The sequence below is a fragment of the Maricaulis maris genome (genome assembly GCF_049116555.1).
GTDB lineage: Bacteria > Pseudomonadota > Alphaproteobacteria > Caulobacterales > Maricaulaceae > Maricaulis > Maricaulis maris_C.
This window is the reverse complement of the sequence record NZ_JAGDYT010000001.1, coordinates 155,376-171,518: the sequence shown is the minus strand read 5'-3', so window position 1 is coordinate 171,518 and position 16,143 is coordinate 155,376. Positions and strand designations below refer to the sequence as shown.

Annotated in this window: 10 protein-coding genes; 3 read left to right on the top strand and 7 right to left on the bottom strand. The window is 61.7% G+C overall.

Going from position 1 to position 16,143, the window contains the following annotated elements:
- Positions 1–98 precede the first annotated feature (98 nt).
- Genes argE through JXQ94_RS00615 form a run of 4 tightly spaced genes read right to left on the bottom strand, consistent with a single transcriptional unit; the run spans position 99 to position 3,419 of the window.
- On the bottom strand, positions 99–1,259 hold the full coding sequence (argE, locus tag JXQ94_RS00630) for an acetylornithine deacetylase (RefSeq protein ID WP_421921901.1): 1,161 nt from the start codon (positions 1,257–1,259) through the stop codon (positions 99–101).
- Positions 1,260–1,303: 44 nt separating this feature from the next.
- On the bottom strand, positions 1,304–1,720 hold the full coding sequence (locus JXQ94_RS00625; RefSeq protein WP_421921900.1) for a TadE/TadG family type IV pilus assembly protein: 417 nt from the start codon (positions 1,718–1,720) through the stop codon (positions 1,304–1,306).
- Entirely contained in the window at positions 1,710–2,129 is a 420-nt protein-coding gene (locus tag JXQ94_RS00620; protein WP_421921899.1) for a TadE/TadG family type IV pilus assembly protein, read from the bottom strand. Before JXQ94_RS00620 ends, JXQ94_RS00625 begins: the two co-directional genes overlap by 11 nt.
- A gap of 27 nt (positions 2,130–2,156) precedes the next feature.
- Positions 2,157–3,419, bottom strand: a complete 1,263-nt coding sequence (locus JXQ94_RS00615) for a pilus assembly protein TadG-related protein (protein ID WP_421921898.1) — start codon at positions 3,417–3,419, stop codon at positions 2,157–2,159.
- A 309-nt stretch (positions 3,420–3,728) separates the two neighbouring features.
- Between JXQ94_RS00615 and JXQ94_RS00610 the strand changes: the two genes are divergently transcribed.
- Both JXQ94_RS00610 and JXQ94_RS00605 read left to right on the top strand, forming a co-directional pair.
- Entirely contained in the window at positions 3,729–5,234 is a 1,506-nt protein-coding gene (locus JXQ94_RS00610) for a pilus assembly protein TadG-related protein (RefSeq protein ID WP_421921897.1), read from the top strand.
- A gap of 93 nt (positions 5,235–5,327) precedes the next feature.
- Positions 5,328–6,884: a pilus assembly protein TadG-related protein gene (locus JXQ94_RS00605; RefSeq protein WP_421921896.1), complete on the top strand. Its 1,557-nt coding sequence runs from the start codon at positions 5,328–5,330 to the stop codon at positions 6,882–6,884.
- A gap of 45 nt (positions 6,885–6,929) precedes the next feature.
- Here the strand turns inward: JXQ94_RS00605 and JXQ94_RS00600 are convergent, their stop codons facing one another.
- The 3 genes from JXQ94_RS00600 to JXQ94_RS00590 form a co-directional block, all read right to left on the bottom strand.
- Positions 6,930–7,634: an FKBP-type peptidyl-prolyl cis-trans isomerase gene (locus JXQ94_RS00600; RefSeq protein WP_421921895.1), complete on the bottom strand. Its 705-nt coding sequence runs from the start codon at positions 7,632–7,634 to the stop codon at positions 6,930–6,932.
- Between the two features lie 24 nt (positions 7,635–7,658).
- Positions 7,659–10,523, bottom strand: a complete 2,865-nt coding sequence (locus JXQ94_RS00595) for a M16 family metallopeptidase (protein WP_421921894.1) — start codon at positions 10,521–10,523, stop codon at positions 7,659–7,661.
- Positions 10,524–10,606: 83 nt separating this feature from the next.
- Positions 10,607–12,466 carry a dipeptide ABC transporter ATP-binding protein gene (locus tag JXQ94_RS00590; protein ID WP_421921893.1) on the bottom strand — a complete coding sequence of 620 codons (1,860 nt, stop codon included), beginning with the start codon at positions 12,464–12,466 and terminating at the stop codon, positions 10,607–10,609.
- Between the two features lie 240 nt (positions 12,467–12,706).
- Here JXQ94_RS00590 and JXQ94_RS00585 point away from each other — a divergent pair, with 240 nt between their 5' ends.
- Complete coding sequence (locus tag JXQ94_RS00585) at positions 12,707–16,141, top strand: PAS domain-containing protein (RefSeq protein ID WP_421921892.1); 3,435 nt, start codon at positions 12,707–12,709, stop codon at positions 16,139–16,141.
- Positions 16,142–16,143: the final 2 nt, after the last annotated feature.

Here is a 16,143-nt window from a genome sequence, read left to right as displayed (position 1 = left end):
CGCGCAAGTTTAGCCCCCTGCCCGGGCGCACCGGAGGTGGCTTGCCTCATTCCCGGATCCTCGATCGGCGATCGCCTGCGGCTGTGCCGGCCGCGATATCAGGACGCCATCTTCCGGACCAGCTGCTCCAGAAAGTCACAACAGGCCGCCAATTGGTCAATTGCAACGAACTCATCCGGCTGGTGAGCCTGGCTGATTGAGCCCGGGCCGCAGACCACAACACTCAACCCGGCTGCCTGGAACTGGCCGGCCTCGGTGCCGTAGGAGACTACCCGAGTGGAATTGTCGCCGGTCAGCTGACGAGCGAGGCGCTCGGCGGCGCCCTCGATCTCCGGCGCGAAGGCGGGCACGTCGGATCGCACCTCGACCCGTATCGAGGCTTCCGGCGCGCTCGTCCTCATCCCGGCTTCGATCGCAGCGGCGCGCGCCCGCAGCCCGTCAGCGATGGCGTGGGGATCATCCCAGGGGCAAGGGCGCATCAACGAGCCGAACTCACAATCCAGCGCGAGAATATTGAGCGCGGTACCGCCGTTGATCTCCCCGATCGTGAGCGTACCATGCGGCGGATTGAAGGGGCTGTCGTCCGGCGCAGCCACTTCCATCTTCTTCGCTTCTTCGACCAGGTATTGCATCAGCGGAACGGCATGGGTGATGGCGCAGGCACCGTCCTTCACCAGTGAGGAGTGCGCCTCGCGACCACGCACTGTCACCACCATCGAGAACAGGCCCTTGTGGGCGGTGACGACCTTCATGTCGGTCGGCTCACCCACCACCACCATGGCGGGTTTGACGGGGCCTGCCATGATGCGGTCGATCAGGGCCGGCGCGCCGAGACATCCGACCTCCTCGTCGAAGGACAGGGCGATATGAACAGGCCGCTTGAGATCGGCTTTGGCGATGTCAGGCGCCAGTGCGAGAATGCAGGCAGAAAAACCCTTCATGTCGCAGGTCCCGCGGCCGTAGAGCAGGCCGTCGCCCTTGTCGGTCAGCACCCAGGGGTCGGACGTCCAGGGCTGACCGTCGACCGGCACAACATCGGTATGACCGGACAGGACCACCCCGCCATCCACCGCCGGGCCGAAGCGCGCATGAAGGTTGGCCTTCGTGCCATCCTCATTGGGAATGCGCTCACAGACTGCGCCCAGGGCGAGGAGCTTGGCCTCGACATGGTCGATCAGCGGCAGGTTGGAGTTGCGCGAGGTTGTGTCGAAGGCGACCAGATCACGCAATTCGGCAATGGCAGTATCAAGATGGGTCATGATGCCGGTCTGCCAACGCCCTGCCCGCACGTCAACGCATTTGCCTAGCTGGCAGGCATGGGCACTGCGGTATCAACCGAGAAATGGGCCTGAATCGTATCCAGCATCGGCAAAGCCACCGGATAGGCGTAGTTGACCGTGATCCGCCCAACCGGCACGACGCCGCTATCGTCGACCAGAAAAGCGACATCCACCTCCAAGTCTTCACCCATCTCCATCAGGTCAGCCTCGATGATCTCACGAAGGCGGTCACTGTCCACGCTGCTGTCCAGCATGGCTGTCCGCACGGCGCGCTCGGCAACCCATTGCACCGTCGAGCCCTTGTAGAGCGCAATTGATACCTGGATGACGCCGACGATCATGAAAATCAGCGCCGGAGCGATCAGGGCAAATTCCAGCGCGCCGGCACCAGAGCGCTCACGGAGAAAGCGCCGCAAGAAAGCCGCAGGATCAACGCGCACGGACCGTCTCCTCAACCGACACTTCATATTCGCCGAAAACGCCCGTGAAGAAAGCCGTAGCCTGGAGTTCATGCATGATGTCCGGCACCGACCCGTCAGGGCAAAGCTGGCCACAGGGAGCGTCCACCTCAGCACATTTGCAGCAGCGCTCGACCGAGACCTGAGAGATTTCGGGCCGATTGGTCCAGGACTGCTCAACAATGGCGCGGGCCTCGTTGATATCCTCGCCACCAGCCATGAAATACTGGGCGCCCGAGCGTACGGCCGTGTGCAGGTCGGTCCGGTCATAGGTCATCTGTCCGAGATCGAAGACACCCAGAAGGAGCGCCGCGAGCACCGGGACAATCAGCGCAAACTCGACAGCGGCGGCCCCGCGACGCGCGCGGAAGAATCTGCCAAATACGGACATTGGGCGACGTCGAAAACGCGGCATCAGCTACTCCACCAATCTCACATCACTCGGGACTTGCGGAAACTGCACGCCGACGCCTGTGCAATCGGTTGTAATGTTGGCGTTCCCACCGATCCGGACAGTATAACCGACCAGCTGCATGCAGCCTTCCTGGCCCGAGAAATCGCCCAGAAAACTGATATCACCCGCGGGCAGGTAAACGGCCCCGGTGATCAGAGAATCCGCCGTCCCATTGAATGTGTGGTTGACGCCGAAATCAGTTCGGTCACCGAAGAAGACAAGGCCGGCGTAATCACCGCTGGGCGGAGCTGTCAGCTCGATATAGGCCGAGCCATTGAAGCGCGTGCGTGCGCCATCGGTGAGATAGAAAGTGACGCCATCACCATACACGCTCGCCCCGGCTCCGATGCGGAAGTCCCCACCGTCAACGATATAGACCCCGGGCTCGAACACCGTGTCACCCGTCAGATTAACGCCATTGCACAACCGCGCTACGCCGGACGCACCTGCGCTGATGGTCTGGGTCGTATGAGGATTGCCGCCATTGGTATTGGTGCAGCTGGAAGGCATGCCGGGCGGCGCCACATCGGCGTAGGGGTCGCGGGCCCGTGGCAGATCGGTACGCGGCGCCGCGCAACCGGTCAGCTCGTAATCCGCGCTCCCACCACCGACAGCAAAGCCGCCCACAGAATTGATACAGGGCGCGATGACATCAGTCGAACCGCGGAGCAGAACCGCATCCTCGGCGATCGAGTTAGACATGATTTCGCACTCAATCAACGCCACATTGGACGAGCCAAACAGATCGATCGCCGCAGCCGTGTCATGGCTGAGCGCGAGAAGGCAAGCGTCAGCGGTTTCCTCATAGGTCGCAACGGCGCGCACGGCGACGCCCATCGGGCTCTGATCGAACATGGAGGAGAAGAAGCGAGGCAGCGTCTGGCTGATTGTGACTTCCATCGAGCGCCGGTTCTGGAAATTACCGGCCTGCGGTGGTGTGGTCGCGGCCAACACACCGGCGGACGCATCAAACCCATGCAGTGCCGCCTCGGCAGCCGCCTCATCGCGCGCCTGATCGGCCGGCTCGCTATTGCGCAACGAGACCGCTCCGGCATAGGCGGCCAAGTCGGCGGCGGTCTGGGCCTCACGCTGGCGGTATTGCCAAAAGCCAACTTCAACGCCCAGCCCTGCACACCCCATGATGACCGGCAGGCAAAGCGCAAACACGACCGTGGTATTGCCTTTGGTATTGTTGAGCCAGCGTTTGAACATGATGCGAAGAGCCATCCAGAATTCCTGACAGGTAGTTGAACAGGAATTCCTTCGACCGAAATGAAACCGGGGGGCGTGTTTTTCGGCAATCTTTTCGCGTTTTTGCGTAAAACTGTCTCTACATATAAAGCCCTGAAAACAATTATTTTTTCAACTCTTCGCTCGCGATGAAACGAGATGCTGCGCGTTGCGGGCGACAGCCCAGACGGGTTCTGAGTCGAATGCTCAACCTGCCATTATCCCGGCCTTTACCGCGATCGCCGGTTTCGCTTTGAAAACGTCCGCACACGCGAGACGCTCAATCCCCAATTTAGCGGACAAGGCATGATGACCGGTTTCCTGAACACATGGCTGCAACGACTGGGCGCGGACCGGCGCGGCAATGTCGCGATGCTGTTTTCGCTTCTCCTGGTGCCGATCACCGTGCTGGCCGGCGGCGCGGTTGATCTGAACCAGGCGCTGAACGCGCGGACCCGTCTTTCCAGCGCCCTTGATGCCGCAGCGCTGGCCGTCGGCGTACGAACCTCGATCAGCGAGACAGATGCCGCCGGTCTCGCGGAGGACTTCATCAATGCCAACTACCCCGACCGCGAACTCGGCGCGATCCAGAACGTCACTGTGGAGCTCGATGACAATAACGACCGGGTGACCGTGCGGGCGGAAAGCCGGGTCGACACAATCATTCTCGGCCTGATCGGCCTAGACTACATCACGGTCCATTGGGAAAGCGAGGTCCAGCGCGCCCGCTCCTCGCTCGAGCTCGTCATGGTGCTCGACAATACCGGCTCGATGGGCGGCTCGAAGATTGCCAGTCTGCGCGATGCCGGCCTTCTTCTCACCGACATCCTGTTCGACGGCGCTGATGCCGACCGGCTGAAGATTGGCCTCGTTCCTTTCTCCGCCACGGTCAATGTCGGGACCGGCTTTGCCCGCGACTGGTGGCTCGACCCGGAGGCACGCTCGCCGCTGCACTCGGAGAATTTCGACCCCTCAGCCAATCGTTGGGAGATATACGACACCATCCAAAACCGCGGCTGGACCGGCTGTGTCGAGGCCCGCGTCATCCCGCATGATGTGGAGGACACAACGCCGGACACCTCGGACCCGGACACGCTCTTTATCCCGTACTTCGCCCCGGACGAGTCGAATTACGCCAGCAATTCCGGCTATTCGAACTCTTATCTCAATGACGGGATCGGTGGGTATGACGAGCGGGCAAGAATGCGCAACACCCCGAAATACACCAATGCCTGGATCAGTTCGAGCAGTCGCGGTCCACAAAGAGGCTGCACGGCGCGGCCGATCACGCCGCTGACCGATCACCGGCGCACAATCGATGATGCGATCGAAGACATGATAGCCAGCGGCACGACCAATATCCCGATCGGAGTGAGCTGGGGCGTGCGCGTACTCTCGCCCGGAATGCCCTTCACCGAGGGCGTTTCCTTCGAGGAGGACGACACGATCAAGGCGATGGTCGTGCTGACCGACGGCGAAAATTATCTCAATGGCCGCAACAACGCCAACTACTCGGACTACTCCGGCTATGGCTATGTGCGGGACGGGCGGCTCGGTGTTGTTTCAACCTCGGATTCAACGATCCGCAACGCGCTCAATGAGCGCACGGCAGCAGCCTGTGACTATGCCAAGTCACTCGGCATCCGGGTCTACACCATCACCTTCCAGGTCTCCTCGAGCCGGACGCGGGACTTGATGCGCGACTGCGCCTCCCATTCGACGCTCTATTTTGACAGCCCATCCGATGCGGCCCTGCGCTCAGCCTTCGAGATGATCGCCGGTGATCTGACCAATTTGCGCCTGTCCCGCTAACGTCGGGATTCATCTCTCAATAACCGTGGCATATAACGCCCCCTTAATCCCGATCCGGTAGGATTTCCGAGAATTCTGCATTGGATCACCGCCATGGCTTTCAAAGCCCTGAAAAATCTGGCTGCCCGGTTCCGCCGCGAAACGCGCGGGAATGTGGCAACGATTTTTGCGCTGTCATTGGTCCCAGTGGCCCTGTTGTCCGGCGGGGCGGTGGATCTCAGCCAGTCGATGAATGCCCGCTCCCGCCTTGCCCAGGCGCTGGACGCCGCGGCCCTCGCTGTCGGTGTGAACACCTCGCTGTCAAACGCGGATGCAACCAGCATCGCCAATGATTTCATCGCGGCGAACTATCCAGGCCGCGAACTCGGCGTGGTGCAGAACGTCAACGTTAACATCGACGATGAGTCCGACACGGTCACCGTGACCGGTGAAGCCCGCGTTCAGACAACCATGCTGGGCATGGCCGGCATCGACTACATTACCGTTCACTGGGAGAGCGAGGTCCAGCGGGCCCGGCAGCGCCTGGAACTGGTCATGGTGCTCGACAATACCGGCTCGATGGGCGGTTCCAAGATCCGTGACCTGCGCGACAGCGCCGAGCTTCTCACCGAAATCCTGTTTGATGCCGCCGATGATCCGACAGACGTGAAGATCGGCCTCGTGCCCTTCGCCGCAACGGTAAATGTCGGCACTGAATACGAGCGTGCCTGGTGGCTCGACCCGAATGCCGAGTCGCCGATTCACGCGGAGTGGGCGGGCGGCAATCCGGTCGAGGTGGAGACTTGCAGCGGGCGCGGACGTCGCCGCCGCTGCACGACCGAAGAAGTTGTCGTGAACCACTGGGACTTATTCGACCAGCTGCGCAACACGTCCTGGGACGGCTGCGTCGAAGCGCGCTCGATCCCGATGGATATCGATGATACGACGCCGAGCCGCAGCGACCCGGAAACCCTTTTCATTCCCTATTTCGCGCCAGACGAGCCGGACATTGGCAGGTATTCCAACTCCTACCTGTCCGACGGCGTCAGCGGCGGCGTCGATACGCGCCTCGAATATCTCGACAAATACGACAATGGTCGCCCGAGCCGCGAAGGCCCGAACCGACGCTGCACCACGACGCCCATAACACCGCTGACCACCAATGAGCGCACCGTCCTCAGCGCAATCGACGACATGGGTGCCAGCGGAACGACCAATATCCCCAATGGCATTGGTTGGGGTGTCCGCACGCTTTCACCCGGCGCCCCCTTTACCGAAGGCGCGGCCTGGTCCGACGACGAGTACATCAAGGCCATGGTGATCCTGACCGATGGCGACAATGTCATGAGCGGCCGAAATACCAATCAGATGTCTGACTATGAGGCCTACGGCTTTGTCGCCGACGGCCGACTGGGCCGCCGCTCCTCCAGCAGCAATGTACTATCCGGCGAGCTTGACGACCGGACAGAGGCTGCCTGCGACTACGCCAAGGCGCAGGGTATTCGCGTCTACACCATCACCTTCCAGGTCAATTCCAGCTCGACCCGGGACTTGATGCGTGATTGCGCCAGCCATTCGAGCCTGTATTTCGACTCGCCATCGGCCGAAGCGCTGGAAGACGCCTTCGAGATGATCGCCGGTGATCTGACAAACCTTCGCCTGTCGCGCTAGGCGACAGGCGTCAGGCCGGCTCATACAATTTCCAGCGTGGCGTAATCAGCCTGGCAGGTCGAGCAATTCTAGCTCGAAGACCAACGCCATGTTGGGCCCGATCGGTCCGCCCGGCGTGCCGCGCATGCCATAGGCCAGGTCCGGATGGATGAAGAGCTCCCAGCGCTCACCGACCTGCATCAACGGCAGGGCTTCCACCCATCCGGCAATCAGGCGGTCAGACGGAAACGTCGCCGGCTCACCACGCGTCCAGGAGCTGTCAAACTCTTCGCCATTGAGGAGTTGACCGCGGTAATTCACCGTTACCATGTCGCCGCGCGTCGGGCTGTCGCCCTCTTCTACCGCTGTCCGGATCCGGAAAGTCAGGCCAGAGGGTAGCTGGAACACGCAAGGCTCGCCCACGATATAGTTGAGATACTGATCGGCCAGCGCGCCATTGGCGGCGGCATCGGCCGGATCCTCGGGCAGATCAACCAGCGGAATGGTGACGCTGTCATCAACCGAACAGGACCGAGCCTCGTCGACAATATACTGACGCGCAATCAAGGCATCGAGATTGGGAACAACGCGCTCCGCCATGGCCAGGCGCTCACGTATCGCAGTCTCATCGCCGGACGCCGTCGTCTCGGCGCGGGTCGTGGTGTCGGTCATGGTTTCGGTCTCTGTCTCGTCTGGAGTCGAGCCGGTCGGCTCGGAACAGGCTGACAACGCCAGGGCGCAGCAGCTTGCGGCAAGGGCAAATCGGATCATCAGGTCTGTCCTGTCGGCTGAATGCTACTCGGTATCTCTCGGCAGGATGGTGACACGCCAGCTAAGTTCGGGCGAGAGGTAAGTCGCAGCCAGATCAATCAATTGCTCACGCGAGACGCTTTCATAATCACCGCGCAAAGAGCGAATTCGGTCGAGGCGCTGCGGGTGGCTCCATGACTGGGACAACCAGCTCATCCAGGCGCCATTATTCTCCATCGCATTCTCGATCTGTTCGATCAGCGGGCGCCGGGCGCGCAGGACTTCGTCCTCGCTGATGGCACCGGACGCCAGATCAGCCGCAAGTTCATTGATCGCGGCATAGGTCTGGTCGACCGTTTCGATCCGGACATCAGCCCCGACATAGAGATATCCGTAATCAGGATAGACATCCGACTCCGACGCTGCATTCGACGCCGAATAGGTCAGGCCTTCGCGTTCACGCAGACGCTCGGTCAGCTTGAGGTCGAAGACGGCGTTGAGCAGGGCCATGGACCGGGTGCGTTGAGCATCACTGTCGTCGAAGGTCGGCCAGTAAACATTGGCTCGCGCCTGGTTGGCCGGACCGTTATGTCGCAGCACGACCGGCTCTTCGACGGCTGGCGGGAAAACAATCGTGCGAGCCTCGTCATAATCAGGCCAGCTCTCGGCACGGGCCGGCAGGGCGCCGAGTGTCGGGGCCAGGGCCTCGATCAGGGCCGCTTCACTGACATCACCGACGATCGTCACCTCGATCGGCGCATTGTCGAGCGCCGGCGTGAGAAAGTCGCGAACCGCGGCCATATCAACGCCCGCAACCTGTTCCGGATCGGGCAGGCCGTAACGCTCATCACCCGATCGGATCATGCGCGACACCTCGGCCGACATGACGCCGCCCGGGGTCGAATACGAATTGCGGCGGATCTCCGGAATCAGGGCGCGGAACTGGTCCAAACCTTCCTGGCGCCAGCCCGGATCGGTGAGGAAGGCTGTCAGCAAATCCATCTGGATCCGCAGATCACCCGGTGTGGTGGCGGTATTGAAGCTGAAACTGTCATCGCCGACATTGAAGCTGTAGCCAACATTACGGCCCGCCAGGACACGGCCCAGCTCATCGGAGGAATGCTGGCCCAGACCGGATGCGGTGAAGACCGAGCCGGCGATGATATCGACGGCCGGCATGGCGCGCGGCTCAAGTTCGCCGCGGCCAAAGTCGAGGCGTACGCGAACCGTCCCGTCCTCGAAACTGGTCGGCTTGAATGTGACCGCCACACCGTTTTCAAACTGCAGGCGTACCAGACCGAGATCCTCGATCTCCTCGCGCGAGACTATCGAACCTGCAGACCCGAAATCAGTGTAGGCAAAGACCAGGTCGCCATGGTCTTCCGGTGCCTCGACTGGCGTTTCGGCGCTTGTCTGCCAGGCCTCGATCAGCCGCGTCTGGGCATCATCCATCTCCTCGGAGCTGGCCAGGAAGAGCAGCGGCTCAACGCCCTCCCACTGGGCCTGGAAGGCTGCGCTGACAGACTCGGGCGTGACTTGCGGCAAGGTTTCTTCGAAGCGCGCGAGCATGGATTGCGAGGTCGTCAGCACCTGGTCGGAGCGCCAGTTCGACCAGATCTGGTCAGACAGGCTTGAGCTTTGACGGGTACCCGATTGCTCGGCCGCATCGCGCAGGGCGGTGTGGAGATTGGCAATCTGCTCATCGAGTTCCGCCTGGGTGAAGCCGTACTCCATGGCCCGGCGCAATTCCTGCTCCAGAGTCGCGACAGCGTCTTCCCAGCGCTCCGGTCGAGCAATGGCCAGCACAGATGCGCGATCCGCGAGGCTGAAATCGGTGCCGTGATTGGCAGCCGCCTGGATCAGAGGCGAACTTCCCGAACTGGTCAGCGTGGCAAAACGACGGCTGAGAATGGCATCGCCGATATTGGCCAGATTGTTCTCGAAGCGGGTCTGCGAACTATCCAGGCGAGGCGCATGTGGACGCACCGCATCCACAGTGATGATGGTGTAAAGTTCCGGGTCGTAGAAATAGCCCGCCGAAAGAGGACGGTCTGCCGCGACGCTGCCGAGCTCCGGATTCGGACGCGCATCATCAATCCCCTGCCAATCGGCAAAACTGGCCTCGATCTGCGCGGCGACGGCATCCGGATCGATATCGCCGACCACAACGACCATACCCCGCTCGGGCGTGTAGAAATTCTCGTAATAATCGACAAAGCGTTCGCGCTGGGCATTCTCCAGAACCTCGATCGTACCGATCGCGTCACGCTCCGGGATCAGCGTGCCGGGCAGACGGAAATGCCAGAGGGCATTATTCCAGCGGCGGATTGGCGTATTCCGCACGCGCTCCTCGGAGAGAATGACGCCGCGCTCTCGATCAATGGCCTCCGGATCAAACAGCATTTCACTGGCTGTCTGACGCATCAGGAAAAGCGCCGTGTCCACCGCCTCATCGCCGGCATCCGGCAGATCGAGCTGGTAGCCGACTGTCTCATAGCCGGTGAAGGCATTGGTGTCGGGGCCGAACTGGAGACCATAGCGTTCCAGCAACGGCACCATCTCGCCCTCGGGCACGTCGGTCGTGCCGTTGAACGCCATATGCTCGATGAAATGAGCCAGGCCACGCTGATCCTCGGCCTCGCCCAGCGAGCCCATGTTGAAGACCATGCGCACCGAAGCGACATTGGGCGGCGTCTGGTTGGCGCGAACCGCATAACGCAGGCCGTTCTCGAGCTGGCCGTAGAGAATATCCGGATCGGCGGGAAGGTCGGTGACCTCATGCACAAAGGCATAATCGGACGGCAAGCTTGTATCGCTGGCCTGACTGTCCTGAGCGGGTTGGCATGCCGCCAGACCCAGGATGAGGGCCAGGCTTGCGACGCCCAGTGTCCTGCCGATTTTCTCTGCCATTCCTGCTCTCCCGGACATGTTCAAGGGTTCGGAACCTAGAGGCGTCCGAGCCATTGTCGAGTGAATTAGCTGCAAACTGCGGGTCAGACCGACGCTTGTTCGAATGGGTCGTGCTCGGCGACCCAATGGCCTTCCGCGACTTCCATCAATTGCGGACGGTACTGCTCCACATCCGGGTCATCGACCAGTTTCGACTTCATGAAACGCAATTGGGCGCGGGTATCCATTGGGGAGGGCAATTCCCCGTCCAGCTTGACACGCACGCGCGCTTTCTCGACCACGGGATCAGGAACCGGCACGGCCGAAATCAGGGCCTGGGTATAGGGATGGCGGGCATCCTCGTAGATCTGATCACGGTCAGCCATTTCAACGACGCGGCCGAGATAGAGCACCATCACGCGATGCGAAATCTCGCGCACGACCGAGAGGTCATGCGAGATGAAGATCATCGACAGGTCCATCTCCTGCTGGAGCTTGATCAGAAGCTCCACAATCTGGGCCTGGATTGACACATCGAGCGCCGACACGGCCTCGTCACAAATAACGAGTTTGGGACGCAGGATCATGGCGCGAGCAATGCCGACACGCTGGTTTTGTCCACCGGACAGCTCGTGCGGATATCGATTGATCATGTTCGGGTCGAGTCCGACCTTCTCCATCATCTCCTTGACCACGACTTCGCGCTCCGTGCGCCGCATCGCCTTGCGGAAGGTGAGCAGCGGTTCCTCGATCGAGGCGCCGATCGTCATGCGCGGATCGAGCGAAGCGAGCGGGTCCTGGAAGACGATCTGGAAATCCTCGCGCGCCTTGCGCAGATCATTCGCCTTGAGACCGAGCAAGTCGCGACCGATCCAGGAGACCGCGCCTTCCTGGGCCGGAACCAGCCGCAGGACAGCCCGCGCCAGTGTCGACTTGCCGCAGCCCGACTCGCCAACCACGCCCAATGTTTCGCCGGGCTGCAGGTCAAAGCTGATCCCGTCGACGGCCCGCAGTGTCTTGTAGGTCGGGCGCAGTCCACCAGAGACCTGGATAGGAAATTGGACTTTCACGTCCGACACCGAGAGGAGCGGGTCGGCATCGGCCTCGCCAGCGACCGGCTTGAGCGCCGTATGGCCGGGGCGATCGGGACGATCCAGGCGCGGCATCGCTTCAAGCAACATGCGAGTGTAGGCGTGTTGCGGATCAGCAAAGATGTCCTCGATCTTGCCGCCCTCGACATAGACTCCGTGCTTCATTACCTGGGCCCGGTCGGCCATCCGCGCCACCACACCCATATCGTGGGTGATCAGAGCCAGGGCAGCGCCGGTTTCGTGTTTCAGCTCATCCATGATGTCGAGCACTTCGGCCTGGACGGTCACATCCAGCGCCGTGGTCGGCTCATCACAGATCAGCAAATCCGGCTCGCACAGCATCGACATGGCGATCATGACACGCTGACGCATGCCGCCGGAGAGTTCGTGCGGGTATTGCGCAAGGCGGCGCTGGGCCTCGGGAATACGGACCCGGTTGAGCCATTCCAGAGCGCGCGCTTCCGCGTCCTTGCCGCGCATCTTCATGTGAATGCCCAGAACTTCCTGCATCTGGTCGCCAACGGTCATGTGCGGCGTCAGCGAGGTCAACGGATCCTGGAAAATCATTGTCATCGAGCGACCGCGCACCCGGTTGAGCTTGCGCGGCGACAAACCGAGGATCTCATCACCGCGGTACTTGATCGAGCCGGTTGCCTTGCCGTTCGAGGCCAGCAAGCCCATTGCGGCGAGGAAGGTCTGGCTCTTGCCCGAGCCTGACTCACCAACCACAGCCAGGCACTCACCCGCCTTGATCTCCAGCGACACGCCCTTCACGGCCTGGACCACACCGTCCGGCGTCCGGAAATCGACGTTAAGGTCGGAGACCTGAAGGATCGGCGATTCGCCGGCGGCATTCTGATGGGCGTCGGGCACAATAATACTCCCCAAATACTCGGTGACGAGGGAGCATATCGACACAATTGCGCAAGGCCAGCCTCGTTCTCATTCACAACTGCCCCAGACGTGGAATGTCTTTGCGTGACCCTTCTGCAGCGCGAATGCTAAGTTTCCGCGCTGTAAAACCTTTTTAATACGAACCGGACAGGCTCAAACTGTCTCACCCTTCTCGTCCAAGAGGCCACGGATGACTCAAAGCGCCGGAACATTGCCGCGATGACCACCCGGTCCGCCGACATGCAGCGGGCGCTGTTTGCGTGCTCCCCGCTGCCCATCCTTGTCCTCGATGCGCGTGGCACCATCACCGCGATCAACGCCGCCGCATCGGAACTTCTGGGCTATGACCGGGCCGAGCTGGCCGGCAAGCGGGCGCAGATCGTGTTCGCCGACCCGCGGGCCTATGACCAGCTCGAGGACGCGGGCTTCGATATACCGGACGGTCTTTCGGAAGGTCGGTTCACGGCCCGCTACCGCACCCGCAACAGCCGTGTCTTCGACGGCGAAACCGTGGCGACCCGGTCCGCCGCCGACGGGACGACCGACGCCTCCATCTTGCTCTTCATTCGTGACGTCACGGCCGAACTCACGCTGAAGGCCCGGCTCGAGGCGAGCGATATCCAGCTGCGCGCAGCCCTCGCTTCGGCCAATGAGGGGGCTTTCTCGCTGAACCTGGTGACACGGCTCGGGTCGACCCGTGGCTTTATCAACGAGTTCATGGGCATCTCGTCCGCCGACGCCACCATCTCGCTCGAACGCTGGCTGGAAATCACCCACAAGGACGACCGCACCCGCCTCGCCCAAGCCATCGAGGAACAGCGTACCAACCCGACCCGCCCGCTCGATATCGTCTTCAAGGCCCAGCGCGTCGACGACGCCTGGCGCTGGCTGCACATGCGCGGCAAGGTCACCGAGTTTACCCGCGAGGGTCACGCCCTGCGGATTTCAGGCGTGGTCGCCGATGCCACCGAACGCCAGGAACTGGAAGTCCAGTTGGCGACGCGCGAACGCCAGTTGGCCGACGCCATCGAATACGGATCCAGCGGCGTCTGGGAGGTCGACCCCAGGACGCTGAAAGTCACCCCGATCGGGCCGATCCGTGCCATGTTGGGAGTCCTGGACGGCGCCGATGCAATTGACGGCGCGCTCTGGCTGGAGCGGACACATCCCGACGAGCGCAAGGATGTTGCCCGACAGCTCGAGGCCATCGCGGATGGAACCGCCGACACGCTGGATGCCGAATACCGCCTGCTCGACGCCCGGTCCGGTGAGTGGATCTGGCTGCGCTCTCGCGGCGGCCTGAAACCGAACACCGATCCGCCTGTGGTGGTAGGAGTCCTGCTTGACATCACCGAGCGCAAACAGCTCGAGATCAAACTCATCGAAACCGAAAGATTGATGCGGGAGGGTCTTGAAGGCGCCAATGACGGAGCCTGGAGCCTCGATGTCAAACACGACCAGTTGCACGTTTCCGGTGTTCTCGCCCGCCTTCTCGATGTCGAGGACGGCAGCATGGTTTCGTCCGATGCCTGGTATGGGCTCATCCCGGAAGAAGGTCGAGCCAGGGCTCGAAAGCGCTTCGACGAGTTCCTCCATCGACCCCGCGTGCGACCCGACTCCGGATCCAGTCAGAGCCTTGGGCGCTTTCGGGTGATCAGTCCGGACAGTTCTGAGGTCTGGTTGAGTTCGCGCGGACGGGTTGTCGAGTGGTCCGCCGACGGTTCGGCGAAACGAGCCGCCGGGATTGTCAGCAATATCACGGAAGAACGCCGTCTTGAGCGAGCACTCGCAGAAAGCGACCGGCGCCTGCGTGAAGCTCTGCTGGCTGCCGGCGAAGGCGCGTGGCGGATCGATCTCAAAACGCGTGTCGGCGAAGTCAGCGCGATAGTGGCCGAGATGATGGGCCTGCCCTCTGGTGATGCCCGCGTCACTTATGACGACTGGCTATCGCGCGTGCATCCCGACGACATGGAATTGACGCGCGAATCCTTCCAACAGCTCGAATCTGGCGAGCGCGACTCCGTTGATCTCACATTGCGGTATCAATCGGAAAAGAGCGGCTGGATACGCATCCACAATCGTGGCCGCATCTCGGAGCGGGACAGTCGTGGCGTCCCGACCGTCGCGTCCGGCTTCATTGCCGACATCAGCGAACGCCTCGCGACGCAGGAAGCCTTGGCGGATCGCGAGCAACAGCTCTTCCAGGCCGTCACCGCGGCCGCGTTGGGGACCTGGCGTATTGACATGGCCCACCAGACCATTGATCTGCGCGGCACCATCGTTGCCGAACTCTTCGGAGAGAAGGATGCCTGCACGATCGGTCTCGACGAGTGGCGCGAGCGCATTCACCCGTCCGACATCGCCGGCGTTGATGCCGTCGTCGCGCACATCATGACGACGCCAAACGTTCAGGCCGACGACCAATACCGATTGCGCGACTGGAAGGGGGACTTTGTCTGGCACCGCTTGACCGGGCGGATCATCGAACGAGACGAACAAGGCCGCGCCCTCGCGGCGTCCGGCGTGTTGTGGAATGTCGATGCCACACGCCAGCTCGAGGCCATGATGTCGGAAGAACGGGCCCGGTTCGAGCGCATCTATCGCGCCACACCGGCCATGATGCACACGATCGATGCTGACGGCCATATTGTGGAGGTTAGTGACTACTGGCTCTCGCACCTGGGTTACAAGCGATCGGAAGTCATCGGTCGCAAATCAACCGACTTCCTCGATGCTGAATCGCGGGAGCGGGCGATCAATGTTGAACTGCCGCACCTGTTCCAGGTCGGCCACAACACGCATACGCCCTACCGATACGTCCGAAAGAATGGCGATCTGGTCGATGTGCTGCTCTCGTCTTTCCTCGAACGCGACACCGACGGCAATCCGTCGCGCAGTTACGCCATTCTCACCGACGTGACAGAATTGCGCGCGACCAATATCCAGCTGGAGCGCACGAATCGCGAGCTGGACCGGTTTGCCACCGTCGCCTCGCACGATCTCCAGGAACCCCTGCGCAAGGTCGCAGCCTTCTCCTCACTGGTGAAGCGGCGCTATTCCGACAAGCTGGACGAGGACGGGGTTCGCAGTCTGGACTTCCTCGCCGACGCGGCCCAGCGCATGCAGCGACTGATCACTGAGCTGCTGGATTACTCCAAACTGTCCAGCCAGCCACTGAATCTCGAAGAAGTTGATACGCATGCCCTCGTCACGGACGTGCTGGACCAGATCGAAACCCGGATCACCGAGAATAACGCGATCATCCAGATCCAGACACTTCCCACGCTGCAGTCCGACCCGGTTCTGCTCACCCAGATTTTCCAGAACCTGATTTCGAATGCGGTGAAATACCGTGGCATCGCCGACCCGGAGGTCATGATTTCGAGCGAGGCCACGGCGACGGGCTGGACCTTCACAGTGGCAGACAATGGAATCGGCATGGACATGCGCTTCGCCGAAAAGATATTCGCGCCCTTCCAGCGACTTCACACGCGCGAGGAATATGAGGGCACAGGCATCGGACTGGCGGTCGTTCGGCAAGCCGTTGAACGCCTCGGCGGTACGATCCGCGTCGAGTCCGAGCAGGACGAAGGCACACGCTTCACCTTCGATCTGCCGCGAACACCGCCGCGCCGGAACGCGCCGGATACCTGACC